Genomic DNA, 24,165 nt, shown 5'->3' with positions numbered 1-24,165 from the left:
ACAAAGGTGCACCGGCTCCGCGAACGAACGCGGCGGATAGGCGGGGATTACCCCGACCTCCGTCGCGGGCGGGAACGTTTTACGACGGATAACTACGTGTCTCACCGTCGGCATTGGATCCGTGATGACGACGATCGTCGCCGAGGTACTGGTCTGGGCGCTCCTCGCGGGAACGGTGTGGGTGATCGTGACCGCCGGGAACCGCCATCGCTGAGTCCGCTAACGGCGGCGTCCACGGCCGTCCAACCGCACGACCTCGGCGGAACGAATCCGAAAACCTATGTCCGACTGGTGACGGGAGTAGCGCATGGACCGCGCAACGCTCGTCGCCGTCGTCGCCGGCGCACTCCAGGGCGTCTTCGAGTGGCTGCCGATCTCCAGCGAGGGCAACGTCGCGGTCTTTCTCACCGCAGTCGGGGCCTCACCCGACGCGGCCGTCCGGTTCTCCCTGTTCCTGCACGTCGGGACGGCGTTCTCCGCCGCCGTCTACTACCGCACCCCGTTGCAGGACGCCCTCGCCGGGATCCCGTCGTGGCGACCGAGCGCCGCGTTCGACGACGAAACCGCTGACCTGTCCTTTCTCGGCATCGCGACCGCCGCCTCGTTCGCGGTCGGACTGGTCGCCTATCTCCTGATCGATCGCTTCGTGAGCGAACTCGGCGGCGGCGCGTTCGTCGTCATCGTCGGAATCCTGCTGATCGCCACCGGCGCGTTCCAGCGACTCGCCGACGACCGGTCGCTCGCCGGCCGACGGTCGCCGGATCTCGTCGACGCCCTGCTGGTGGGCGCGCTCCAGGGCCTCGCGGTGCTGCCCGGCGTCTCCCGCTCGGGGACGACCGCCGGGGCGCTCCTCCTCCGGGGCCACGACGGACCGGACGCGTTCCGACTCTCGTTCCTTCTCAGCGTCCCCGCGGCGCTTGGCGCCGGCGCCGTGACCGTCCTCGACGAGGGCGGCGTGCCGAGCGTCGACCTCGGCCCCGCGCTCGTCGCGCTGGCGACCGCCGCGGTCGTCGGCTATCTGACCATCGACGCCCTGATGCGGGTCGTCGAGCGCGTCGACTTCTGGGCCGTCTGCGTCGGCATCGGCGCGCTCGCCGTCCTCGGCGGCGCGCTGCTGGTCGTCTGAACCCGGAAGACATATCATCGATCCGTTGAGACTCGGCGGTATGACTCCGGCCGAACGCGGCGTCCTCGCGCTCGTCCTCCTCGGTGCCGTCTTCGGCCTGTGCGTCCACTACGACGCGACGGAAGAGCGGCGCTGGGCGTCGCCTACTGCCGAACAGGTCGCGGCGGACTACGAGGGTCAGGTCGGCGAAACCGCACTCCTGTTCGGGACCGTCGAGTCGGTCGACCGGGACGCGGGGACCGCGACGATCCGCGTCGAGCACGACGACGGCGAGTTCGCGATGGTGCTGGTCGGCTTCGACGCCGACGCGGCGCCCGGCGGCGTCGTTCAGGCGTACGGCACCCTCGAACCCGACCGACGGATGTCCGTCCGCGAGACGGTGGTCGTCAACGAGAGCGGCGGGGCGGAGCTGTACAAGTTCGTCGTCTCGATCCTCGGCGCAGCGCTCGTTCTGGTGCTGTTCTTCAGACACTGGCGGATCGATCTCGACTCCCCCGGATTCGAGGTGAGAGACGATGCCTGACCTGCTCTCGCACGTCCTCCTCGCGTACGCCGGTATGACGGCGGCGAGCTGGGTCGTCGACCCGCTGACCGACGAGTGGGTCGCGGTCGGCGCCGCCGGCGCGGCGATCCCGGACCTGGTCAAGGTCGAGATGGTGATCGGGTCCGGAACGGTCGGATCCCTGCTCGGCGTCCCGTTCGACTTCGGGGCGATCGGAACGCTAGGCGGGGTCCTCCTGGTCGCCGGCGTCATCGCGCTCTGTTTCGGCAGCCACCGCCGTCGCGCGTACGCGTGTCTCGTCGCCGGGGGCTTCACGGGGCTGTTCTTCGACGGGCTGCGAGCCTACGCCGGCGGCAGAGCGGGCTTCTGGCTGTACCCGGTCACGTGGCGGCCGCCGACGCCGAGCCTCTACGTCTCCTCGGATCCGCGCGTTCTGGGCGCGGCGATCGTCGTCGCTGCGCTCGTCTTCGTGCTGGACCGGCTCGCGCTCGACCGGCTCGCACTCGACCTGTGAAACGTCGGCGACGGCCGGTAGTCCGGGTCCGCGCCGGCGGCCGCGTGCGGAGTAGTTGGATTTAAGCGAGTGTGAGGACTCGCCGTGAACATGAGTCGATCGCGTGAGGAGATAGCAGCCCTCCTCACCGACCGCCCCGAGTTCGAACCCGCCCTCCGAGCGATCCTCGCCGCGAACGAGCGGCGCGAGACCTGGACGTTCGACGACGTGGACGTGGACTCCGGCACGTTCGGCGAGCTCGTCTCCCGCGGCGTCGTCGAGAGCGCGGGCGACGAGTACCGGCTGGCGGACCCCGACGCCGTCCGGGCGGCGCTCGACGGTGACGCCCGCGATCCCTCCGGAGGTGGTGCGGACGACGGCGCCGGGTTCGCCGCGGGACTCGGCGACAGAACGGGGCTCGCCGGGTCGTCATTCGGGCGCGCGCTCCCGACCGTCAGCCGCGACGCTGCGGTCGGCCTCGTCGCCGCGCTGGCGCTCGTCGCGCTCTTCCGGCTGATCGCCTACGCGAGCGTGTTCCGGAACGGCGACGTGGTGCTCCTCGCGAACGACCCCTACTTCTACCGACACTGGCTCCTCGTGCTCGCGGAGCGCAGCGCCGACGCGTTCGCCGTTCCTGACGGCATCCGGGAGGGGGAGCCCCTCCTCGTGGCCGTCCTGTGGACGGCCGCCCGAACCGTCGGTGCCGACGCGCGCGCCGTCGACCTGGTGCTCGCGTGGTACCCCGTCGCCGCCGCGCTCGGGACGGGGCTGGCGGTGTACGGCACCGCGAAGCGTCTCACGTCCGACGCACGCGTCGGCATCGCGGCAGTCGGTATCCTCGCCGTCACGCCGGTGCACGCCTACCGGTCGGCCGTCGGGTTCGGCGACCACCACGCGTTCGACTACCTGCTCGTCGGCGTCGCGCTGTACGCGCTCGTCGGTGCCGCCGCAGTGGACAGGGAGCTGTCGGGGCGGGAACTCGCGACCGCCGCCGGTCCGTGGGCGCTCCTGCTCGGCGCGAGCGTGGCGGCGCAGGTGCTCGCCTGGAACGCCGGACCGCTGCTCGTCCTGCCGGTCGGCCTGTACGCGGTCGGCCGCGCCCTTGCCGACGTTCGCGCCGGTCGGTCGCCGCTCCGCGGACTCGCGCCGACGGTCGTCGGCGTCGGCCTCGCCGCCGCGCTCGTCGCGGCCGCTCACGAGTCGTGGGGGTGGCAGGCCGACTACGTCGCGCTCACGCCCGCGCTGCTTCTCGCCGGCGTCGTCGCGGCGGCGCTGGTCGCGGAGGGCGCTCATCGCGCCGGGATCTCCTGGAAGATCGGCGGTGGCGGTCTCCTCGCGGCCGCGGGCGCGGTCTTCGCCGTCGCGTGGACGCAGTTCCCGGACTTCCGGGCCGAGTTCCGGCAGGAGGTCGAACGCCTCGCGACAAAGCCGGGACAGAGCGACATCACGGAGACTGCGTCTCTGTTCGACCCGGATCTGGGCGGCCCGCTCGCACCGATTTTCTACTTCGGGTTCGCGCTGTTCCTCGCGCTCCCGTACGTCGCCTGGGGCCTGTGGGCGGCCGCGTCGCGGGACCGGTTCGACTGGCTGGCGGCCTGCTCGTACGCCGCGGTACTCGTCGTCCTGGGCGGGATGCAGGTCCGCTTCGCGGGCGCGCTCGCCGTCGTCGTCGCCGTCTTCGCCGGTCTCGGGTTCGTCCACCTCGCGAGCGTCGTCGACCTCGCGCGGCGCCCTGCGGTGTTCGGGGAGAGTGAAGAGACGACGTCCGGATCGTCGTCCCGGGGGTCGTCGGGGTCATCTCGGAAGTCGACGGGGTCGCCCCGAGAGTCGACCGAGCGGTCGTTCCGGCTCGATCTTCCCGACAACCGCTCCCTGGGCCTGCTCGTCGCGCTCGCCGTCCTCGTCGCCGGTCTCGGGGCGGTGCTCACCCCGCCGCTCACCGACGACCTCACCGTCGAGGAGGAGTCCTACCGGGCGGCGTCGTGGATCCAGGACGACGTCGACGACCGCGGGCTGGCCGAGGACCGACGCTACGTGTTCAGCCGCTGGGACCGCAACCGTATGTACAACGCCTTCGCGAGCGGAAACTCGCTCTCCTACGGGTACGCCCGGTCGAGCTACGACGGGTTCCTCGCCGGGACGAACGAGACCGCCTGGTACCAGCGCCTCGACAGGCGCGGGGAGTACGTCGTCACCGGAGACAGGGAGACCGACGGCGCGCTCCGCGACGCGTCGCTGTACAACCGGCTGCACGATAACTACGGCGCGGACGCCGCGCACTTCCGCGCGGTGTACGCCACCGACGACGGCTCCCGGAAGGTGTTCACGCTCGTGCCGGGCGCGACGATCACCGGCGAGGCGGGATCGAACGAGACCGTGACCGCGACGACCGAAGTCGACATCGGCGGCACGACCGTCACCTACGAACGGACGGCGTCGGTCGAGAACGGGACGTACGCGGTGACCGTCGCCCAGCCCGGGGAGTACTCCGTCGGGAACGACACCGTTCGGGTGTCCGAAGAAGACGTGCGGAACGGTACGACCGTCGAACTACACCGGTAGCAGGTCGCGGACGGTTTTCGCGTAGAGCTCCGGTGCGGTCCGGCGCGCGTTGCGGAGCGCGGCGTCGAGCCGGGCACTCGCATCTGTGAAGACGCCCTCGCCGTGACCGACGAGAATGCGGTCCGCTGCCAGCCCGCCCAGCGCGGCGCGCGGCGGGAACGCCCGAAGCGCGGGATGGACGCCGAGCGTCGCGGCGCCCGCGGTGAAGTACTCCACTGTCCCCACAGCCTCGGGAACGACGAGGGTGGCCGAGTCGGCGTCGTACAGGGCGACTTCCGTCCAGAGCCTGTTGTCGACGACGGGGATCGTTCGGTAGCCCGTCTCGCCGAGCGTGTCCCGGAACGTTCGCGTCCGCGCGTCGACGTCGCCGGCGACGTCGCGGAGCCGCCGCGGGAGGTAGACGGAGGTGTCGTGTCGGCGCGCGATCGTCGCGGCGTCGCGCTTGTGGCGGTCGAGGAGGATGACGACGCCCGCCACCTCGCCGAACGGCGACACGAGATCGTCCAGCCCGTCGCAGTCGACCGGATCGACGAGCCAGACGCCGTCGTCACCCGCGAGGGCGTGGCTCGCGCGCTGCATCTGCTCGTCGGGATGAGCGATCCAGCCGACGCCGCCGTCCCAGCGATCGATCTCCATAATTTCGTCCCCCTCCGTCGTAGATTTGAACGGCATACTGTTGTCGAGGGGCTCGACAACTATAAACGTCAGTCTCGTGGGAAACGGGGCGAAAGCGTGCGTGAGGGATCGAGCGGCCCGCTCTTCGCCGTTCAACTTTCCCCGTGGCACGATCACGCTCGAAACTAAGTTCCTCCCGATAGTAGTCGAGGTATGCTCAGCGGACTGCGGTGGCTCGCCCTGGAAGTGAAGTCTCTGGACCGCGCTCGTCGGTTTTACGCGGACGCGCTGGACCTGACGGTCAAACGGGAGGGCGACCGCGAGGTGGTGCTCCGAGCGGGGGAAACCGAGCTGATACTCCGCCGGCCGCGAGCGGTCCCGCGCGGCGGGATACACACCCACTTCGCGTTCTCGATCCCCGAAGACGAGTACGACCGCTGGTGGGACCGACTCTCGCGGGACCACGACCTCGAGGAGCACCAGTTCGGTTCGGCGAAATCGCTCTACCTGTACGACCCCGACGGGAACTGCGTCGAACTGGGCCAGCGGCGGGTCGACGGCGAGGGGATCCGCGGCGTCTTCGAGGTCGTGCTCGAAGTGGCCGAGCTCGACCGTTCGGAGGCGTTCTACACGTCCCTCGGGTTCGAGGTGGTCGACCGCGGCGACGACAGGCGGCGGGTCCGACTCAGCGGTCCCGTCGACCTCGAACTCTGGGAACCGCAACTGGGGATCGCCGACGGCCGCGGCGGCGTCCACGTGGACCTCGGATTCGACACCGACGACAACCCCGGCGTCGCCGTCGACGCGGTGCTCGACCGCGCCTCGAAGGTGACCATGATAGGCGAGAACGTCCGGATAACCGATCCGGACGACCACGTTCTCACGTTCTGTTGACACAGCAACACGTAGACTGTTGATACAGTAACACGTAGACGCCGACGACGCGACGGCGAATCGGCCCGGTCGACCCCAGGCTTTTGCCAACTTCCGTAGAAGGGGCGGACACATGCGCGTGACTCTCTTGGGGACCGGTACCGCGTTGCCGACGAGCCGTCGAGTGCAAAGCGGCGCGCTCGTCGAGTCCGACGATCGGTCGCGACGGGTGCTCGTCGACTGCGGCAGCGGCGTCCTCCACCGGCTACCGCAGGCGGACACGGGCGTCGAAGACGTCGACGCGGCCCTCATCACACACACCCACCTCGACCACGTCGCCGACCTCGCTTCGCTCGTCAAGGCGCGAGTGCTCGCGGGAACGGCCGAGTTTCTGGTCGTGGGACCGCCCGGGATCGACGCCGCGCTCGACAACCTGCTCGCGGTCGACGACGTTCGCGAGCGGGCGGACCTGACCGTGCAGGAGATCGACGCCGGACCGGTCGACGTGGCCGGGTTCGACGTGACGGCGTTCGAGGCCGACCACTCGAAGCCGACGCTCGGCTACCGGTTCGACGGCGACGGGACGAACGACGGAGACGCCGCTGACGGGAGAGACGGCGGGGGCACGAGCGGTGGAGGAACGAAGGGCGGAGTCACGTTCAGCGGCGACACGACGCCCTCGGAGACCGTCGCGGAGGCGGCGGACGGGTCGGCGGTGCTGGTTCACGACTGCGCGCATCCGGACGGAGGGGACGTCGAGAACCACGCCACGCCGTCGGGGCTGGGCGGGGTACTCGCAGGTCGGGACGTCGGACGGGTCTACCTGACGCATCTCTATCCCGACACGCACGGGATGGAAGGCGCGATGACGGCTACCGTCGAGGGGCGGTTCGACGGCGAAGTGATGATCGCGAACGACCTCGAGACGTTCGAGGTGTGAGAGGCGTCGGAGAGAAAGTCTCCCGGGTAGTCGGAGGAAGGGAAACTAGAGACGTTGAGAGAAGGAAAGCTGGAGTCGTTGGGGCAAGGAACTCTGGGGAAGTCGGATAGCGAAGGCGGTCTGACGGGCGTACGAGGCGGCGATCACTCACCTTCGTCGTCGGCCCACTGCGACATCCGGGTGTCCTCGAGGAGGATCTCGCGGACGATGTCGGGGTCCTCGATGAGGCGGTTCTTCAGCGTGACACCGCCGGCGAGGCCCTGGTTCAGTTTCTCGACGTCGACGATGCCGAGGAACGCCTGCTCCTTGAGGATGTCCCGGAAACGCCGCTCGGAGAGGGTGTCCATGTCGATGGCCTCGCAGATGACGCGGTACTGCTTGAATACTTCGCGAGTGGGAAACGCCTCCGTGTCGTTGTTTAGGGACAGCTCGGCCAGCGCGAGCAGGGCCGTCTTCGCCTGCGTCGGCGCGCCGTCGATGAGTTCGCGGAAGCGGTCCTTCTCGGCGAGTTGCTGGGCGTCGCGGACGTGCTCTTCGGTGACCACGTCGGAGCCGTTCTTGTAGGCGATCTTCCCGGCGTGGCGGAGGATGTCGATGGCCTTGCGCGCGTCGCCATGTTCCTGCGCGGCGAACGCGGCACAGAGCGGGATCACGTCGTCGGTGAGCACGCCCTCCTGAAAGGCGTCCGCGCGGTTGCGCATGATTTCACGGAGCTGCGTGGCATCGTAGGGCTGGAAGAACAGCTCCTTGTGCTGGAGGCTGGACTTGACGCGCTCGTTCAGGTTCTCGGCGTACTGGATCTTGTTGCTGATCGCGATGACGCCGATGTGGCAGTCGACCTTGTTCGCCTCCTCCGCGCGGGAGAGCTTCATGAGGAGGTCGTCGTCGGCCATCAGGTCCACTTCGTCCAAGATCACCATCATCACGTCGTAGCGCCGGTCGAGGATCTGCCAGAGGCGCTTGTAGTACTTCGACGTGCTGAGGCCCGTCTGGGGCACGGAGATGTCGGTCTCGGCCTCGTCGTTGAGCGTCTTCGCGAGCGAGGAGACGGCCTGCGTCTCGGTGTTGTCCTCGGAGCAGTCGAGGTAGGCGGTGCCGACGGCGATGTCGGACTCCGAGAGGTCCTGCGCGCGACCCATGACGTACTTCGAGACGAGGGACTTTCCGGTCCCGGTCTTCCCGTAGACGATGACGTTGTCCGGGGAGTAGCCCTCGATGGCCCCCCGCAGCTGTTCTGCGAGGTCGCGGATCTCGTCGTCGCGGCCGACGATCCTGTCGGGCTCGGGGACGTGTCCGATGCTCAGGAGTTGCTTGTTCGCGAAGATCTGATCCTCCTGCTCGAACACTTCCTTCGCGATATCGGCTGACTCTCGACTTCCCATCGTATCCCTCGTTTGGACCCCCGGACATAAGTTGCGTGGTTTCTCCCACCCCGCGTTTCCGATGCTTCGGGCACGAAACCACTCGCTGAGGCTCCCTGTCCCTTCGCGACGGCACATTGCGCCACACAGTTCGGTCGGGACGACTCCGAATCCACCCTGGGTTTCCAATGCTGCCGACGGCCCGCAGGCCGCGTGAGAACCGGTTGCACCCACCCCGCGTTTCCGATGCTACCGGCGAGCGTTGCCGGCGCGTGCGGTAACGGGTTACACCCACCCCACGTTTCCGATGCTATTCGGCGCAAAGGAGGGACGCTTCCGTTCGGACCCTCTCGTTAGTGGTATCCCCTCACCCACCCCACGTTTCCGATGCTTTCCGGGTGAATAGGCGGGTGTCCGTGGCTTTACCGTACGCTTTGATATTGGTTAAATACGGATTCGGAGCAGCACTTATCAGACGAGCGGTAATAATTCGCCGACTGGGGCCGAATTTCGTCGAACTGTTTCATCGAACGCGTGCTCCGTCAGCACGCGCTCGAGCTGCGGAGTAAGTGAAATGATCTCAGTGATGCGATCGAACCTCATCTCGCGGATCACTCTTCCACCTCGATCTCGTGGCTGGGTCACGGACGAATTGCGATCTGATAACGATCAAATAGAGCCGATCAACTAGACGTCTGTTCCGATACTCCCACATTCTCTAGAATATCTCAATTAAGCTAGTGGACTGTTTCCTGACTGGGGTAGTAAAAGTTTTCTAAATAATATACGGATTATCGAGTTATTATCGGAAACCGGCGGTACTGCCGACCCATACGACTACGCGGCTCTCTACCCCCTCCCCTGCTATCGAGCAAAGCATCGGAAACCTCGGGTGGGGGAGTCGGCGGTAATCAGGAACAGTTAGAGCGACGGTCACAGCGTCGACCACTGCGAACTACGGGATCAGGGGCCGCAAACGACCTCAACTATCCGCTCGGATTCGGCGCTCGGCGTCCTCGATATCCGCTTCGGCGTTGACGTTCACCCGCCAACCGTCCAGTTCGACCGTCTCGACGCGGCGGCCGCTTCGCAACAGCAGGTCGATCGCGTCGGTGAGCTCGTATTCGCCGCGGTCGCTCGGCCGGACGAGGTGACAGGCGTGAAAGACCGCGGGCGAGAAGACGAAAAAGCCGGTCTGGACGAGCGTCGAAGGCGGGTCGTCGGGTTTCTCCACCAGCGAGACGACCTCTCCGTCCGGCGCAGTCTCGACGACACCGGTCGTTCCGGCCTCCGCTTCTGACACCTCTTCGACGAGCAGCGTCGCGTCCGCGCCGGTGTCGCGGTGGCGGTCCACCGCGGCCGTCAGATCCGCACGGAAGACGTTGTCGCCGAGCATCAGCGCGAAGTCGTCGTCGACGTGGGGTTCGGCCCGCAGGAGGGCGTGAGCGAGCCCGCGCTGCTCTCGCTGGTGGACGTACGTTATCGGCACGTCCCCGTACGCGTCGCCGTAACGGTCCACGATATCCGATTTCCGATACCCGACGACGACCACGAGTTCGTCGATCCCCAGTCCGTGCAGCGCGTCGAAGCAGTGGGTCAACAGCGGCTTCCCGGCGACCTCCACGAGTCCCTTCGGGCGCGTTTCGGTCTGCGGCCGAAGCCTCGTTCCCTCGCCGGCGGCGAGCACGACGGCGTCCATGAACGACAGACGGTCCTCGCGGGAGAAATAGGATCGGGGTAGGACGCGAGTTTCGGAACGAGAGCCTCGGATACTGGAACGCGAGCCTCGGATGAGGATACCGGAACGCGAGTTCCGGACGCGGATATCGGTACCCGGGTCGCGGCTATCCCAACCGGTCCGTGTCGATGCTGACGCCCGGCGGCGCGACGAGCAAGAACCCGCGGAAGTGAACGAGTTCGCCCCCACCGTCCTTCACGTCGCGCGCGAATCCCGCCGCCAGCTCGTTCACGTCGCCGTCCACGTTCAGCACGAGCACCGCACCTTCCTCGACGGTGTCGATCCACTCCCGGTCAGGCGTCGTTCCGTCGAGGACGCCGAGTTCGATCCGGTTCGGGCCCTCCCCCTCTTCCTCCTCCTCGATGTGGTCCTCGACCGACCGAAGGTCGAGACTGAAGTCGCTCATACACCACGGGTGCACCCCATCCGAGAAAAACCCTCGCCTCCGTGGAACGTTGCGGTGCGGGGCGCGTCGCCGCCGAACGACGAACCCGCTGTCCGCGGCGTCAGCCGTTGCGGTACTCCTTCCGGAAGCCGCGGAACTCGGTGCGGTGGGCCTCCTCGTCTGCCAGTATCGTCACGGCCAGGTCCTCCGTCACGGGGTCGTCCTCCTCGGCGGCGTCGATGAGCGACCGGTACGTCTCGATTGCGTCCTCCTCCGCCTCCAGAACGCCGTCGATGACCGAGAGGACGTCCGTCGAGTCCTCGGGCGGCTGAAGGCTCTGCTGGTTCGCCTGAAAGTCCATCGACGCGGGCGGCCGTTCGTCGAGTTGCTTCAGGCGACGACCGATGATCCGGGCGTGGTCGAGTTCCTCCTGGATGTCTGTCTCCAGGCTCTCCTTGACCTCCTCGGCGCTGACCCCGTCGAGCACGATGGAGTTGGTCAGGTAGTTCATCACCGTCTCGATCTCGTCCCCGTACGCCTTCTTGAGCAGTCGGGTGACCTCTTCGTTCGTCATGCCTCCGCGAGTAGCACGTCCAGCGGCTTATTTGCCGGCCCGACCTCCCGTCGCTCGAACAAAACGAACCCGTCACCGGTCGCAGCCGATCGATCGAAGCGGCGACGTCACCGCTCCGAACTCGTCATCACCACTCCGAACTCGTCATCACCACTCCGAACTCGTCACCACCGCTCCGAGCTTTTCCACCTCTTCGATCTCCCGATCACCACTTCGAGAGCGCCTGCTTCCCGTGGTCGTAGGTGAGGATGCCGACGAAGGCGGCGATCCCGCCGAACGCCGCGGCCGCGCCGACGTAGAATACCCACGCCATGCCGGCCCCGGTCATCAGCAACCCGCCGATCATCGGCGCGACGATGCTCCCCGGACGCCAGACGAGCTCGCGGACGCCGAAGCTGCTCGCGATGCCCCCGTTGTCGCTGCCCTCGTCCGCGAACAGCGCCATACTCGCGGGCTCGCGCAGGCTGTCGGCCGCCCCGAGCAGCCCGTTGAGCGCGACCAGCGGCAGGAACGCGGGGCCGAGTTCGCCGAGGAACGGTATCGCCGTAGGTACCGGCAGGAGCGCGCCGACGGCGGGCGAGAACGGCACGGCGAGCGCGACGAGACCGTAGAGGCCGCCGCCGACGAACACGAACCACGACCGACCGATCCGGTCAGAGAGCCGGCCGGTGTACGGCTGGCACAGCATGTTCGTGAACTTCTCCGCCGTGATCACGACGCTGACGGCGAGGGCGCTGTACGCGAGCCCGCCGCGAGCGGCCTCGACGCCAGCATAGATCGGTACCCACGTCCAACGAGCGTCACCGCGAGCGCGTACTGCGCGCGGAAGCTGGTAATGGTCAGGATGCGCCGGTTGAGTGCAAGATCCGTGAAGAGGAACCCGTGCACCCGCGTCTCGTCGTCCTCGACGAACAGCAGCACCGCGGCGAACGCTACGACGACGAGCGCGACGAGGACGCTGAACACGGCGTCGAACCGGAAGTTGTCGTAGAGGTACCCGGCGCTCAAGGTCCCGGCGATGGCGGCGGCGAACCGCCAGGCGTTCGCCGTCCCGATGTAGTTCGCGCGTTGACCCGACGGCGCGAATTGGCCGACCAGCGCGAGGCTCATCAGGCCCGCGCCGGTGACGGCGACGCCCTGCAGTCCGCGGGTCAGGACGAACCCGGCGCTCGACCCGACGAACGCGAATGCCGCGTAGGCCGCGGCGCTGAGGGCGAGACTCGAAAGCAGCACGAGGCGCTTGTCGTGCCGGTCCCCGGCCCAAGTGTATGGCACGACAGCGACCGTCTGGGCGAGGGTGAGACCGGTGGTGAACAGCCCGATGACGAATCCGGAGGGATCGAAGAGGTTGATGTACTTCGGGAGGAGCGTCAACAGCGTCACCAGACCGAAGCCGCTCGCGAACCGCGCGAGATAGAGCGCATGCAACTGTCGCTTCTCTGTTGTCACCGGAGGACTTCCCGATAGGGCGGAAAAAGTAGTTCTGGTCTCTCCGTCGGATGCCGTCTCTCACGGCGAACCCTCCCAGCACGTTTCAACTGATCACTCCCCGCCGGCCAGAGCGCGCGCGAGACCACGAACGGATTATTCTGGTTCACTCAGTGGAAAATATTCAATATCATCATCGACAACTCTGTTCATCGACCACTTATCCCCCGGTAGTGTATAAGGGGATATGCAGAACACAAGGGCGACTACGTCTTGCGATTAGCCGATATCGCGGTTCCTTGCGATAATATATATTAACATACATTTCCTGTCGCAGGGACAGGCTTATATACCGGAAAGGCCCCCAGTCCAGATACCATGCCTAAGCGCAACACGCAGTCCATGGGTTCGTCCTCCGGTACAAGCCGGGGGGATCGAGTTCTTCCAGGGCACGTTAGATTCCACTAGCGAGATCGACAGCGCACGAGTTTTCGACACGACGCTCCGCGACGGGGAGCAGTCGCCGCGCACGTCATTCTCCTACGAGGACAAACGCGAGATAGCCGCGGCCTTAGACCGGATGGGAACCCACGTGATCGAAGCCGGGTTCCCCGTCAACTCCGACGCCGAGTTCGAGGCCGTGAGCGACATCGCTAACAGCACAGACACGACGGTGTGCGGGCTGGCCCGCGTCGTCGACAAGGACATCGAGGCCGCCCTCGACGCGGGCGTCGAGATGGTGCACGTGTTCGCGTCCACCAGCGACGTCCAGATCGAGGACTCGATGCACGCGACCCGCGAGCAGGTCGTCACTCGCTCGATCGACGCCGTCGAGCGGCTGGCCGACGCCGGCGTCGAAGTGATGTACTCGCCGATGGACGCCACGCGGACGGACGAGGACTTCCTGATCGAGGTCATCGAGGCCGTCACGGAGGCGGGCACCGACTGGATCAACATCCCGGACACCTGCGGCGTGGCGACGCCGCGGCGGTTCCACGACCTGATCGAGATGGTCTGTGACCACACGACCGCCCGCGTCGACGTCCACACGCACGACGACTTCGGGATGGCGACCGCGAACGCCATCTCCGGCATCGAGGCCGGGGCCGACCAGGCGCAGGTCAGCGTCAACTCCATCGGGGAACGCGCGGGCAACGCCGCCTACGAGGAGTTCGTGATGGCGATCGAGAGCGTCTACCAGGTCGACACCGGCATCGACACGACCGGCATCACCGCGCTCTCGCGACTGGTCGAGGAGAAGTCGGGCGTCGACGTGCCGGGCAACAAGCCCGTCGTCGGCGACAACGCCTTCGCCCACGAGAGCGGCATCCACGCCGCGGGCGTCATCGAGAACTCCGACACGTTCGAACCGGGCGTCATGACCCCGGAGATGGTCGGAGCGAAGCGCGAGCTGGTGCTGGGCAAGCACACCGGCAACCACTCGGTACGGGAGCGCCTGCAGGACGCGGGCTTCGCCCCGACCGACGACGAGGTACGCGCCGTGACCCGCCGCGTCAAGGACTACGGCGCGGAGAAACAGCGCGTCACCATGAGCGACCTGAAGGAGTTCGCTCGCGAGGAGGGCGTCGAGCGGGACCAAGAGGAGGTCCGCGCCTAATGACGCCAGCCCGGTTCGCCCTCGCCCCGCAGCGGCAGGTAGACCGCACCGCAGTCGACGGGGAAGCGCGCGGATCGGGCCCGCGCAATCGTTGCACCTCGCACAAGAGTTATATCGCCGGCAAACATGAGAGGACTAACAATGAGGCGGCAACCGACCACCGTTCGCACGCAGTCGGCGAGCGGCGGGGCCGTCCTTCCGATCCTTCTCGCGATCATTGTAGGGGCTCACTAGCCCCTGCAACACCTCCTCTCCGACCCGCGTTCGTATCGATTTCCGACCCAGCACGCGCTCCAGCAATGTCCAGCACACATCCACTAACCCGGCAGTATCGACCGACGAGCAGCCACCCGGCAACAGCGGCCGGAGAACCACGATGACCGAGCAAGTTCCCCCGACGACCCAGACCGAAGCCGAAGCGGCCGCCGAGGACGCCGACGCCGAGGAGGTCGCCGACAGCTCGGCCGGCACCGGCGCGGCGTCGGTCGTCACCGCGCTCGAAAACGCCGGCGTCGAGTACCTCTTCGGCGTTCAGGGCGGGGCGATCATGCCCGTCTACGACGCCCTGTACGACTCCGAACTGAGCCACGTGACGATGGCGCACGAGCAGGGGGCCGCCCACGCGGCCGACGCGTACGGCATCGTCTCGGGCGACCCCGGCGTCTGCCTGGCGACGTCCGGTCCCGGTGCGACGAACCTCGTGACGGGCATCGCGGACGCGAGCATGGACTCCGACCCCATGATCGCGCTGACCGGGCAGGTCCCGACGGACTTCGTCGGCAACGACGCCTTCCAGGAGACCGACACCACGGGCGTCACCGACCCGATCACGAAGACGAACTACTTCGCCAGCGACGAGGACACCGTCGGCGACGTGGTCGGCGAGGCGTTCGCCGTGGCCGACGAGGGCCGACAGGGACCGACGCTGGTCGACCTGCCGAAGGACGTCACGCAGGCCGATACCGAACGGGAGCCCGGCGAGGCGAAGACGCCGGACACGTACAACCCGCCCGAGGAGGCCGACGCCGAGGCCGTCGAGGCCGCCGCGGACGCCATCGCGGCCGCCGAGAAGCCCGTCGTCCTGGCGGGCGGCGGCGTCATCAAGGGCGAGGCGACCGACGAACTGCGGGCGTTCGCCCGCGAGTACGAGATCCCGGTCATCACGACGATGCCGGGCATCGGCGCGTTCCCCGAGGACGACGACCTGTCGCTGGAGGTCGCCGGCATGCACGGCACCGGCTACGCCAACATGGCGATCACCCACTGCGACGTCCTGGTCGGTATCGGCACGCGCTTCGACGACCGCCTCACCGGCGGCGTCGACTCGTTCGCGCCCGAGGCCGAGGTCGTCCACGTCGACATCGACCCCGCGGAGGTGTCGAAGAACGTCCACGCGGACTACCCGCTCATCGGCGACGCCGGCCGCGTCATCGACCAGCTGGACGACGAGCTCGACCGGCGGCCGGACCCGTCCGACCGCTACGCCCAGTGGCGCGAGCAGGTGCAGGCGTGGAAGGCGGAGTACCCGATGGACTACGCCACGCCCGACGACGAGCCGCTGAAGCCGCAGTTCGTCGTCGAGGTGTTAGACGAGGCGACCGGCGACGACACCGTCGTCACGACCGGTGTCGGCCAGCACCAGATGTGGGCGTTCCAGTTCTGGAACTACACCGAGCCCCGGACGTGGGTCTCCTCTCACGGCCTGGGCACGATGGGCTACGGCCTGCCGGCCGCCATCGGCGCGCGCCTCGCCGCGGACGACGACCAGTCGGTCGTCTGCTTCGAGGGCGACGGCTCGTTCCTGATGACGATCCAGGAGCTCTCCGTCGCGGTCCGCGAGAACATGGACATCACCGTCGCCGTGCTCAACAACGAGTACGTCGGCATGGTCCGGCAGTGGCAGGACGGCTTCTTCGAGGGCCGCCGGATGGCCTCGGAGTACTCCTGGTGCCCGGACTTCGCAAAACTCGCCGAGGCGTTCGGCGCGCGCGGGTTCACCGTCGCGGACTACGACGGCGTCGAGGAGGCCGTGCAGGAGGCCGTCGACTACGACGGCCCGTCGGTCATCGACTTCCACATCGACCCCGAGGAGAACGTCTTCCCGATGGTTCCCAGCGGCGGGAAAAACGGGAAGTTCGCGCTGCAGACCGAACACCTGGACCAGCTCTAACCATGACAGGAGGACTACCCGGCCCGTCGCCAGACGAGCGACCACACCCCGACGGCCGCCGCAACTCCCAAGGCGTCCGCATCGACCCCGCAGTCGAGGCGGAGCCGGAGCCCCGGCGAGCGGTGCTGTCGGCGACGGTCAAACACGAGCCCGGCGTGCTGGCCGCCGTCTCGGGGCTGTTCTCCCGGCGGCAGTTCAACATCGAGAGCCTCACCGTCGGACCGACCGAGGAGGAGAACCGCGCCCGGATCACCCTCGTCATCGAGGAGCCCGAACCGGGCATCGAACAGGCGAAGAAGCAACTGGAGAAGCTCATCCCCGTCGTCTCGGTGACGGAACTGGAGACCGACGCGACCCAGCGCGAGCTCGCGCTGATCAAGGTCGAGGGCGACAAACCCGACCAGGTCCAGTCCGTCGCGGAGATGTACGGCGGCGAGGCCGTCGACGTCAGCCAGGAGACGGTCACCGTCGAGATCACGGGGAGCAGGCAGAAGGTAGAGGCAGCGGTCGAGACCTTCCGGCGGTTCGAGATCCTGGAGGTCGTCCGCACCGGCACCGCAGCGCTCGAACGCGGCGCGGAGGAGACGAAATGACGAACGCGTTCACCCCCTATCGACACCAATGACGGAAGAATTCACCACGACGGTATACTACGACGAGGACGCGAACAGTGCGGCGATCGAGGACAAGACCGTGGCCGTCCTTGGCTACGGCAGCCAGGGCCACGCCCACGCGCTCAACCTGCACGAGAGCGGCGTGGACGTGGTCGTCGGCCTGCGCGAGGACTCCTCCTCGCGCGAGGCCGCCGAGGACGCGGGACTGAACGTCGCGACCCCGGACGACGCGGCGGCGGCGGCGGACGTCGTCTCCGTCCTCGTGCCCGACACCGTCCAGTCCGCCGTCTTCGAGGCCATCGAGGACGAACTGGACGAGGGCGACACCCTGCAGTTCGCCCACGGGTTCAACATCCACTACAACCAGATCGAGCCGCCGGAGCACGTCGACGTGACGATGGTCGCGCCGAAGTCACCGGGCCACCTCGTGCGGCGCAACTACGAGCAGAACCAGGGGACGCCCGGCCTCATCGCCGTCTACCAGGACGTCACCGGCGAGGCCAAGGAGGAGGCGCTGGCGTACGCCGAGGGCATCGGCTGCACCCGCGCGGGCGTCATCGAGACGACGTTCCAGGAGGAGGTCGAGACCGACCTCTTCGGAGAGCAGGCCGTCCTCTGCGGCGGCGTCACCAGCCTCGTCAAGCACGGCTACGAGACGCTCGTCGACGCTGGCTACAGCCCCGAGATGGCGTACTTCGAGTGCCTGAACGAGCTGAAGCTCATCGTCGACCTGATGTACGAGGGCGGGCTCGGCGGGATGTGGGACTCCGTCTCCGACACCGCCGAGTACGGCGGCCTCGTCAAGGGCGACGAGATCGTCGACGACCACGCACGCGAGAAGATGGAGGAGACGCTCGAGGAAGTGCAGACGGGCGAGTTCGCCCGCGAGTGGATCGCGGAGAACCAGGCCGGCCGCCCGAGCTACACCCAGCTCCGGCAGGCCGAGAAGGACCACGAGATCGAGGACGTCGGCGCGCGCCTGCGTGACCTGTTCGCGTGGGCCGAGGAAGAGAGCGAATCAGACACCGAGAAAGAACAAGTGAGAGCCGATGACTGATATGAAAAACGTCGACCACACGCACCCGTACAACGACCGATCCGCCAGCACCGTGTTCCGGCGCGGACCGACCGTCGTCGCCGACGGCGGTGAAGCGGAAGCAGAACCAACGCCGGAGGAGGACGCACAGCCCGAAGACGAGATGCGCGACGTGAGCCACGACGACCCCCACGGCGAGGGCGCGAACCGCGTCTTCGAGCGGGGTCGGGAACACGACGACGGCACAGGAGACGTAGCCGAAGAATGAGTGACGGCACGCTGTACGATAAGGTCTGGGAGCGACACAAGGTGACCGAACTGCCGACCGGACAGGACCAGCTGTTCGTCGGCCTCCACCTCATCCACGAGGTGACCAGCCCGCAGGCGTTCGGCATGCTCCGCGAGCGGGACCTGGAGGTCGCCTACCCCGAACTCACCCACGCGACGGTCGACCACATCGTTCCGACCGCGGACCAGTCCCGCCCCTACGAGGAGGACGCGGCCGAGGAGATGATGGCCGAACTGGAGGAGAACGTCCGCGACGCGGGCATCGACTTCTCCGACCCGACGACGGGCGACCAGGGCATCGTCCACGTCATCGGCCCGGAACAGGGGATCACCCAGCCCGGCAAGACGATCGTCTGCGGCGACAGTCACACCTCCACCCACGGCGCGTTCGGCGCGCTGGCGTTCGGGATCGGCACCAGCCAGATCCGCGACGTCCTCGCGACCGGCACCGTCGCGATGGAGAAACAGAAGGTCCGCAAGATCCAGGTCGACGGCGAGCTCGGCGAGGGCGTCGAGGCGAAGGACGTCATCCTGGAGATCATCCGCCGCCTCGGCACCGAGGGCGGCGTCGGCTACGTGTACGAGTACGCCGGCGAGGCCATCGAGAACCTCGGCATGGAGGGGCGGATGTCGATCTGCAACATGTCCATCGAGGGCGGCGCCCGCGCGGGCTACGTCAACCCGGACGAGACCACCTACGAGTGGCTGAAGGAGACGGACTACTTCCGGGAGAACCCCGAGAAGTTCGACGAGCTCAAGCCGTACTGGGAGTCGATCCGTTCGGACGAGGACGCCGAGTACGACGACGTCGTCACGATCGACGCGAACGAGCTCGAACCGGTCGTCACGTGGGGCACCACGCCCGGACAGGGCATCGGCATCACGGACCCGATCCCGTCGCCCGAGGAACTGCCCGAGGAGAAGCGGGACACCGCCCGGCGCGCGCAGGAGCACATGCGCGTCGAGCCCGGCGAACGGATGGAGGGCTACGACATCGACGTGGCCTTCCTCGGGTCCTGTACCAACGCCCGCCTGCCAGACCTGCGCCGCGCGGCCCGCATCGTCGAGGGCCGCGAGGTCCACGACGACGTCCGCGCGATGGTCGTCCCCGGCAGCCAGCGCGTCCAGAAGGCCGCCGAGGAGGAGGGTCTGAAGGACGTCTTCGAGGAGGCCGGCTTCGAGTGGCGCAACGCCGGCTGCTCGATGTGTCTCGGCATGAACGAGGACCAGCTGGAGGGCGACGAGGCCTGTGCGTCCTCGTCGAACCGGAACTTCGTCGGCCGGCAGGGGAGCAAGGACGGCCGCACCGTTCTGATGAACCCCCGGATGGTCGCCGCCGCGGCGATCACCGGCGAGGTCTCCGACGTGCGCGACCTGAAGGAGGTGACGACGGCATGAGCGACGAGGTCGAGATCCCCGAGGTCGACTACGTCTCCGGGTCGGGCATCCCGATCCGCGGGAACGACATCGACACGGACCAGATCATCCCCGCGCGGTTCATGAAGGTCGTCACCTTCGACGGCCTGGGCGAATTCGCCTTCTTCGACCTGCGGTTCGACGAGGAGGACAACCAGAAGGACCACCCGTTCAACGAGGAGCGGTTCCAGGACTCCTCGGTGATGGTGGTCAACGCGAACTTCGGCTGCGGCTCCTCCCGCGAGCACGCCCCGCAGGCGCTGATGCGCTGGGGCATCGACGCCATCATCGGCGAGTCGTTCGCGGAGATCTTCGCGGGCAACTGTCTCGCCCTCGGCATTCCGACCGTCACCGCCGACAGCGAGACTATCGAGGACCTGCAGGACTGGGTCGACGAGAACCCGGACGGCGAGATCGCGGTCGACGTCGAGGCGGAGACGGTCACCTACGGCGACGAGACCGTCGACGTCACCGTCGACGACGCCCAGCGGAAGGCGCTGGTCGACGGCGTCTGGGACACCACCGCGCTGATGAAATCGAACGCCGGCGCGGTGCGCGAGAAGGCCGAGGAACTGCCGTACGTCGAGGACTCGGCCATCCCCGAGGCGGAGTAGCGCCGTACTACTTCGGTACCCACACCGTCGGCGCGTGCCGCCACGCCCACCGCTTCTCGGGCTTGTCGGTCACTTCCCAGAAGCTCCTCGGCCACGTGCCGAGCGCGTCGCGTATCCGCCGGTACGAGAGCGTGCTCTCCCCCTCGCGGACGAGTTCGAACCGCTCTCGACGGCGTTCCAGCGCCGCTTCGTCGGCCTCGTTCCCGTCGGCTTCGGCCTCGGCTTTTCGGAGGACGCGCCGGTGGTGCGCGCGGCGAGTCGGTTCATGTACCCGAGAACCAGATAGCCGCCGGGCGCGACGGCGTCGTACAGGTTCCGGAGCGCGCGCTCGGACTCGGAGACGTAACAGAGCGTGCCGTAACAGAGCACGCAGTCGAACGCCCGGCCGGGGTCGAACTCGGGGAGGACGGCGCGCTCGAACCGCACGTTTTCGACTCAGTCTTCGCGTGCCCGCTCGCGGTTCTCCGCCAGGATCGGTTCGGCGGCGTCGTACCCGACCACGGTCGTCGCGGGGTGGCGTTCGGCCACGTCGAAGGCGACGACGCCCGGGCCGCACCCGACCGACGCGAACGAGTCGGGGGCGCCCTTCTCGGCGAAGAAGTCGGCGAGCATCCCGCGCACGTGGTGCGCGCTCGGGACGGCGCTCTCGCGAGCGTCGTCGTCCGCCTCGCGCCAGAACTGGTTCCAGTCGATCGTGTCGTCGTGGGTGTCGTCAGTCATGAAAACGGGGGTGGAGTCGCTGGTCGTCGCGCAGTGCCGAAACGGCCCTCAGTCGAGGAACCGGGCGACGTCGTTCGCCGACTGCATCCCGGCGTTCGCGAGGTCTTCCGGTAGCTCCGAGAGCCAGGTCGCGGTCACGTCCGCGTCGAGGTCGGCCGCCGCCGAAGCGGCCGGTTTGGGGTTATCTGTCGCCGGCGTCGCCCGGAAGACGACGTGTCGCGTCGTCTCGTCGAGGGCGTCCTCGTCCTCGATCCTGTGGCGCACCGTGCGGACGTACACCGGCGCCTCGATACGGACGGGGACGCCCGTCGCCTCCTCGACGGCTCGCTCGCCGGCGGCGACGTAGTCCTCGCCGGGTTCGACCTTCCCGTTCGGGAGCACCGCGGCGGGTTCCTCGGCGTCGACGAGGGCGAGGACCCCGTCGTCGGTCACGACGCCGACGATCGCCCGGCCCGCGTAGCCGGCCTCGCAGTAGTCCTCGCTCTCGTGGACGAACGTCTCCTCGCTGTGCTCGACGGCGGGGAGGTCGGCGAGTTCGGCGGGGTCCGTGATCTCGTCGAGGAAGGCGGTATCGTCAGCGGGGCCGTCGGACGCGGATGTGTGTCGTTCCATGGGTTGTGAGTCGCGGGTCGTTCGGGGAGCGATACGCCTCGGCGGCCGACCGGCGCAGTAGCCGTCCCGGTCCGGTCCAGCGTCGCCACTCCGCGGTGGACAGCGCGGTCACTGAACGCTGCTCGACGGCCGATCGAGGCCGTGACGGGTCGGGTTTCGAGCGCCGGAGCAGTAGCTACAGGGAACTCCTACAAGAAAACACCGGTTTCATTCCGACTGCACTCTCTGTGTAATAATTCGGCACCCGGGGATAAATAGCTTGGGGTGAGATACCCGTTTCGACCGTCGCGGACGGGCGAGCGCTGCGGTGGCCAACCGAACCACCGCCGGCGACCCGCCCCGTCGCGGGCAGAACACCTGCCGATACCGAACCCCTTTCCAACCCCGAATGCGTCGGAGAGAGCAATGACCCACGAAATTGCCGTCATCCCCGGTGACGGGATCGGCCAGGAAGTGACGCCCGCGGCGGTCGCGGTGCTCGAAGCGCTCGACGTCGACTTCGAGTTCGTCGAGGGCGAGGCCGGTGACGCGGTGAAGGAGGAGACGGGCGAGGCCCTGCCGCAGGAGACGCGGGACCTCGCCGCGAACGCCGACGCGACGCTGTTCGGCGCGGCCGGCGAGACGGCTGCCGACGTGATCCTCCCGCTGCGCGACGTCGTCGGGTCGTTCGCGAACGTCCGCCCGGCGGTGACCTACCCCGGCCTCGACGCCGTGCAGGCGGACACCGACCTCGTGTTCATACGGGAGAACACGGAGGGCGTGTACTCGGGCATCGAGTCGGAGATAACCGAGGGCGTCACGACGCTCACGCGCGTCATCACTGAGGAGGCGTCCCGCGACATCGCCGAGTTCGGCTTCGACTACGCCGAGGAGAACGGCTACGACGACGTCACCATCGCGCACAAGGCGAACGTGATGCGCACCACCGACGGCCTGTTCCTCGAAACGGTGGAGGAAGTCGCCGAGGAGCGCGGCGCGGACTACGACACGGCACTGATGGACGCGCTGGCGATGCACCTCGTCATGCACCCCGAAGACTACGGCGTCGTCATCTGCCCGAACCTCGCGGGGGACGTGCTCTCCGACCTCGCCGCGGGGCTCGTCGGCGGCCTCGGCCTGCTCCCGTCTGCCAACGTCGGGTCGGACAACGCCCTGTTCGAACCGGTCCACGGTTCCGCGCCGGACATCGCCGGTCAGGGCGTCGCCAACCCCACTGCGATGATCCTCTCGGCCGCGATGCTGCTGGACCACCTCGGCCACGGGGACGCGGCCGAACGCGTCCGCGACGCGACCGAGACCGTCCTCGACGAGGGGCCGCGCACCCCGGATCTGGGCGGGGACGGGACGACCGAGGACGTGACGAACGCTATCGTCGACGAACTCTGAGCGCGCCGGCACCCGCGGACCGCTCGCGGAGACGAGAAAATACTACTTTCCTCAGGACGTAGTACGTCGTGGGTGTACGACAGTGATAGAGACAGCAATGCCACTGTTTGCGGCGCCCGGCGGCGTCGAACTCGTCGCGATACTGCTGCTCGCGGCGCTCCTGTTCGGTGCGCAGAAGATCCCGAAGCTCGCCCGCTCCAGCGGGGAGGCGATAGGCGAGTTCAAGAAGGGTCGCGAGAAGACCCGTCAGGAGCTGGAGGAGCTCCGCGAGGAGGAGTGACGCCGCCGCCGTTTTCGACGCCGGAACGCCCCGGCAGCGACGCCGCTCCTCGTCGATCCCCTCTCCCGTCGCCCGCTAACGCGGGCCACGCTTAAGGCGGTCCCCCGCGTTAACTCAACCATGCCCAAGGTGCATCTGGACGAGGAGACCGTCGAGCGTCTGGACGGCCTGCGCGTCGACGACGAGACCTACGACGACCTCGTCAACGAACTGATCAACATCTATCAGGCCGAGGAGCTGACCCTGTTTCACTCGGGCGACGGCTAGCGCTGGGCGACCGTCCGGATCTCCTCCCACTTCCCCCGCTGTTCGAGATGGGACTGTAACTCGTCCGCGTAGTCCTGTGCGAGCGACACGGCGGCCCGCTCGCGCTCGTCGTTCCCGCCGCTGCCGCCTCCGAGGCCGAGCGCGTTCTTGATCCCGTCGAGGAAGCCGCCGCCGGAGGAGGCCCCGCCGGCCCCCCCGCCGCCGGCGCCGCCCATCTGGCCCATCTTTGAGCGCGACTCCTCGATGGCCGGCAGCACCTGCCCGATTTTGCTCGTGTCGGCGACGATGCGGGCGGCCTCGGGGTCGTCCGGGTTCTCGATCTCCAGTTCGACGGCGGTCATGATCATCCCCCACTCCTGGTTGGAGAACTGAGAGTTGCGGACGTGCTGGGAGAACTCCTGATCGACCGTCATCCGATCGCCGACGATGCGGTCGGTCCACTCGCTGTCTGCCATACCCGTCGGTTGGGAGAGAAGCAGTATCAGGGTTTCCCCCGGCGACCGCCGACCGCTGACCGCGGACTTGCTCGCCGCGGTCGGCCGTTCGG

24 protein-coding genes and 2 pseudogenes are annotated in these 24,165 nt (G+C 67.7%); 16 read left to right on the top strand and 10 right to left on the bottom strand.

The window, feature by feature from the left end; genetic code table 11:
* The first annotated feature begins 307 nt into the window (after positions 1-307).
* The 4 genes from D8670_RS15000 to D8670_RS14985 all read left to right on the top strand — a co-directional run bounded on the left by D8670_RS15000 (position 308) and on the right by D8670_RS14985 (position 4,683).
* Positions 308-1,126: an undecaprenyl-diphosphate phosphatase gene (locus tag D8670_RS15000; protein WP_121818936.1), complete on the top strand. Its 819-nt coding sequence runs from the start codon at positions 308-310 to the stop codon at positions 1,124-1,126.
* Positions 1,127-1,166: 40 nt separating this feature from the next.
* Complete coding sequence (locus tag D8670_RS14995) at positions 1,167-1,649, top strand: OB-like fold-containing membrane protein (protein WP_121818935.1); 483 nt, start codon at positions 1,167-1,169, stop codon at positions 1,647-1,649.
* The gene (locus tag D8670_RS14990) at positions 1,642-2,142 is read left to right on the top strand and encodes a hypothetical protein (protein WP_121818934.1); all 501 of its coding nucleotides are present in this window, start codon (positions 1,642-1,644) and stop codon (positions 2,140-2,142) included. The genes D8670_RS14995 and D8670_RS14990 overlap by 8 nt, the downstream gene beginning before the upstream one ends.
* 90 nt (positions 2,143-2,232) lie before the next feature.
* Positions 2,233-4,683, top strand: a complete 2,451-nt coding sequence (locus D8670_RS14985; RefSeq protein ID WP_121818933.1) for an STT3 domain-containing protein — start codon at positions 2,233-2,235, stop codon at positions 4,681-4,683.
* Here D8670_RS14985 and D8670_RS14980 read toward each other — a convergent pair.
* Positions 4,672-5,355 carry a hypothetical protein gene (locus tag D8670_RS14980; protein WP_121818932.1) on the bottom strand — a complete coding sequence of 228 codons (684 nt, stop codon included), beginning with the start codon at positions 5,353-5,355 and terminating at the stop codon, positions 4,672-4,674. The two genes, D8670_RS14985 and D8670_RS14980, sit on opposite strands and share 12 nt — an antisense overlap.
* A gap of 156 nt (positions 5,356-5,511) precedes the next feature.
* Between D8670_RS14980 and D8670_RS14975 the strand changes: the two genes are divergently transcribed.
* Positions 5,512-6,192, top strand: coding sequence for a VOC family protein (locus tag D8670_RS14975; RefSeq protein ID WP_121818931.1), 681 nt, complete (start codon positions 5,512-5,514; stop codon positions 6,190-6,192).
* A gap of 112 nt (positions 6,193-6,304) precedes the next feature.
* Positions 6,305-7,111, top strand: coding sequence for an MBL fold metallo-hydrolase (locus D8670_RS14970; RefSeq protein WP_121818930.1), 807 nt, complete (start codon positions 6,305-6,307; stop codon positions 7,109-7,111).
* A 143-nt stretch (positions 7,112-7,254) separates the two neighbouring features.
* On the opposite strand, the gene D8670_RS14965 is transcribed toward D8670_RS14970, so the two are convergent.
* The 5 genes and pseudogenes from D8670_RS14965 to D8670_RS21850 all read right to left on the bottom strand — a co-directional run bounded on the left by D8670_RS14965 (position 7,255) and on the right by D8670_RS21850 (position 12,618).
* Positions 7,255-8,493 (bottom strand): Cdc6/Cdc18 family protein, encoded by a 1,239-nt coding sequence (locus D8670_RS14965; protein ID WP_121818929.1) that lies wholly within the window; start codon positions 8,491-8,493, stop codon positions 7,255-7,257.
* A gap of 961 nt (positions 8,494-9,454) precedes the next feature.
* A complete protein-coding gene (gene aglF, locus D8670_RS14960) occupies positions 9,455-10,171 on the bottom strand; it encodes a UTP--glucose-1-phosphate uridylyltransferase AglF (RefSeq protein WP_121818928.1) in 717 nt (238 codons plus the stop codon).
* A 145-nt stretch (positions 10,172-10,316) separates the two neighbouring features.
* Complete coding sequence (locus D8670_RS14955) at positions 10,317-10,616, bottom strand: DUF5779 family protein (protein WP_121818927.1); 300 nt, start codon at positions 10,614-10,616, stop codon at positions 10,317-10,319.
* 100 nt (positions 10,617-10,716) lie between these two features.
* The gene (locus tag D8670_RS14950) at positions 10,717-11,169 is read right to left on the bottom strand and encodes a ferritin-like domain-containing protein (RefSeq protein ID WP_121818926.1); all 453 of its coding nucleotides are present in this window, start codon (positions 11,167-11,169) and stop codon (positions 10,717-10,719) included.
* A gap of 205 nt (positions 11,170-11,374) precedes the next feature.
* A pseudogene (locus D8670_RS21850) lies at positions 11,375-12,618 on the bottom strand (MFS transporter).
* Between the two features lie 352 nt (positions 12,619-12,970).
* On the opposite strand from D8670_RS21850, the gene D8670_RS14940 reads away from it, so the two are divergent.
* From D8670_RS14940 to leuD, 7 genes are all read left to right on the top strand, one after another.
* On the top strand, positions 12,971-14,215 hold the full coding sequence (locus D8670_RS14940) for a LeuA family protein (RefSeq protein WP_121818925.1): 1,245 nt from the start codon (positions 12,971-12,973) through the stop codon (positions 14,213-14,215).
* A 376-nt stretch (positions 14,216-14,591) separates the two neighbouring features.
* A complete protein-coding gene (gene ilvB, locus D8670_RS14935; RefSeq protein WP_121818924.1) occupies positions 14,592-16,385 on the top strand; it encodes a biosynthetic-type acetolactate synthase large subunit in 1,794 nt (597 codons plus the stop codon).
* 2 nt (positions 16,386-16,387) lie between these two features.
* A complete protein-coding gene (ilvN, locus tag D8670_RS14930) occupies positions 16,388-16,978 on the top strand; it encodes an acetolactate synthase small subunit (RefSeq protein WP_121818923.1) in 591 nt (196 codons plus the stop codon).
* 28 nt (positions 16,979-17,006) lie between these two features.
* On the top strand, positions 17,007-18,056 hold the full coding sequence (gene ilvC, locus D8670_RS14925) for a ketol-acid reductoisomerase (protein ID WP_121818922.1): 1,050 nt from the start codon (positions 17,007-17,009) through the stop codon (positions 18,054-18,056).
* Positions 18,049-18,303, top strand: a complete 255-nt coding sequence (locus D8670_RS14920; protein WP_121818921.1) for a DUF7989 family protein — start codon at positions 18,049-18,051, stop codon at positions 18,301-18,303. The genes ilvC and D8670_RS14920 overlap by 8 nt, the downstream gene beginning before the upstream one ends.
* Complete coding sequence (leuC, locus tag D8670_RS14915) at positions 18,300-19,721, top strand: 3-isopropylmalate dehydratase large subunit (protein ID WP_121818920.1); 1,422 nt, start codon at positions 18,300-18,302, stop codon at positions 19,719-19,721. The genes D8670_RS14920 and leuC overlap by 4 nt, the downstream gene beginning before the upstream one ends.
* Complete coding sequence (leuD, locus tag D8670_RS14910; RefSeq protein ID WP_121818919.1) at positions 19,718-20,353, top strand: 3-isopropylmalate dehydratase small subunit; 636 nt, start codon at positions 19,718-19,720, stop codon at positions 20,351-20,353. The genes leuC and leuD overlap by 4 nt, the downstream gene beginning before the upstream one ends.
* 69 nt (positions 20,354-20,422) lie before the next feature.
* On the opposite strand, the gene D8670_RS21345 is transcribed toward leuD, so the two are convergent.
* Genes D8670_RS21345 through D8670_RS14900 form a run of 3 tightly spaced genes read right to left on the bottom strand, consistent with a single transcriptional unit; the run spans position 20,423 to position 21,685 of the window.
* Positions 20,423-20,779, bottom strand: a complete 357-nt coding sequence (locus tag D8670_RS21345) for a class I SAM-dependent methyltransferase (protein ID WP_205596927.1) — start codon at positions 20,777-20,779, stop codon at positions 20,423-20,425.
* Between the two features lie 9 nt (positions 20,780-20,788).
* Positions 20,789-21,073, bottom strand: a complete 285-nt coding sequence (locus D8670_RS21340) for a class I SAM-dependent methyltransferase (RefSeq protein WP_205254097.1) — start codon at positions 21,071-21,073, stop codon at positions 20,789-20,791.
* A 48-nt stretch (positions 21,074-21,121) separates the two neighbouring features.
* Positions 21,122-21,685 (bottom strand): NUDIX hydrolase, encoded by a 564-nt coding sequence (locus D8670_RS14900; RefSeq protein ID WP_121818918.1) that lies wholly within the window; start codon positions 21,683-21,685, stop codon positions 21,122-21,124.
* A 405-nt stretch (positions 21,686-22,090) separates the two neighbouring features.
* On the opposite strand from D8670_RS14900, the gene D8670_RS14895 reads away from it, so the two are divergent.
* From D8670_RS14895 to D8670_RS21040, 3 genes and pseudogenes are all read left to right on the top strand, one after another.
* On the top strand, positions 22,091-23,071 hold the full coding sequence (locus tag D8670_RS14895) for an isocitrate/isopropylmalate dehydrogenase family protein (protein WP_121818917.1): 981 nt from the start codon (positions 22,091-22,093) through the stop codon (positions 23,069-23,071).
* 97 nt (positions 23,072-23,168) lie between these two features.
* Positions 23,169-23,342 (top strand): annotated as a pseudogene (gene tatA, locus D8670_RS14890) (twin-arginine translocase TatA/TatE family subunit); the annotation flags it as partial.
* A gap of 129 nt (positions 23,343-23,471) precedes the next feature.
* Positions 23,472-23,618 carry a DUF7557 family protein gene (locus tag D8670_RS21040; protein ID WP_162994313.1) on the top strand — a complete coding sequence of 49 codons (147 nt, stop codon included), beginning with the start codon at positions 23,472-23,474 and terminating at the stop codon, positions 23,616-23,618.
* Here the strand turns inward: D8670_RS21040 and D8670_RS14885 are convergent.
* Entirely contained in the window at positions 23,615-24,073 is a 459-nt protein-coding gene (locus D8670_RS14885) for a DUF5799 family protein (RefSeq protein ID WP_121818915.1), read from the bottom strand. The two genes, D8670_RS21040 and D8670_RS14885, sit on opposite strands and share 4 nt — an antisense overlap.
* Positions 24,074-24,165 lie beyond the last annotated feature (92 nt).

The organism is Halostella limicola, assembly GCF_003675875.1.
GTDB classification, from domain to species: domain Archaea; phylum Halobacteriota; class Halobacteria; order Halobacteriales; family Natronoarchaeaceae; genus Halostella; species Halostella limicola.
The sequence above is the reverse complement of the archived record's forward strand: the minus strand, read 5'-3'. Positions and strand labels throughout refer to the sequence as shown.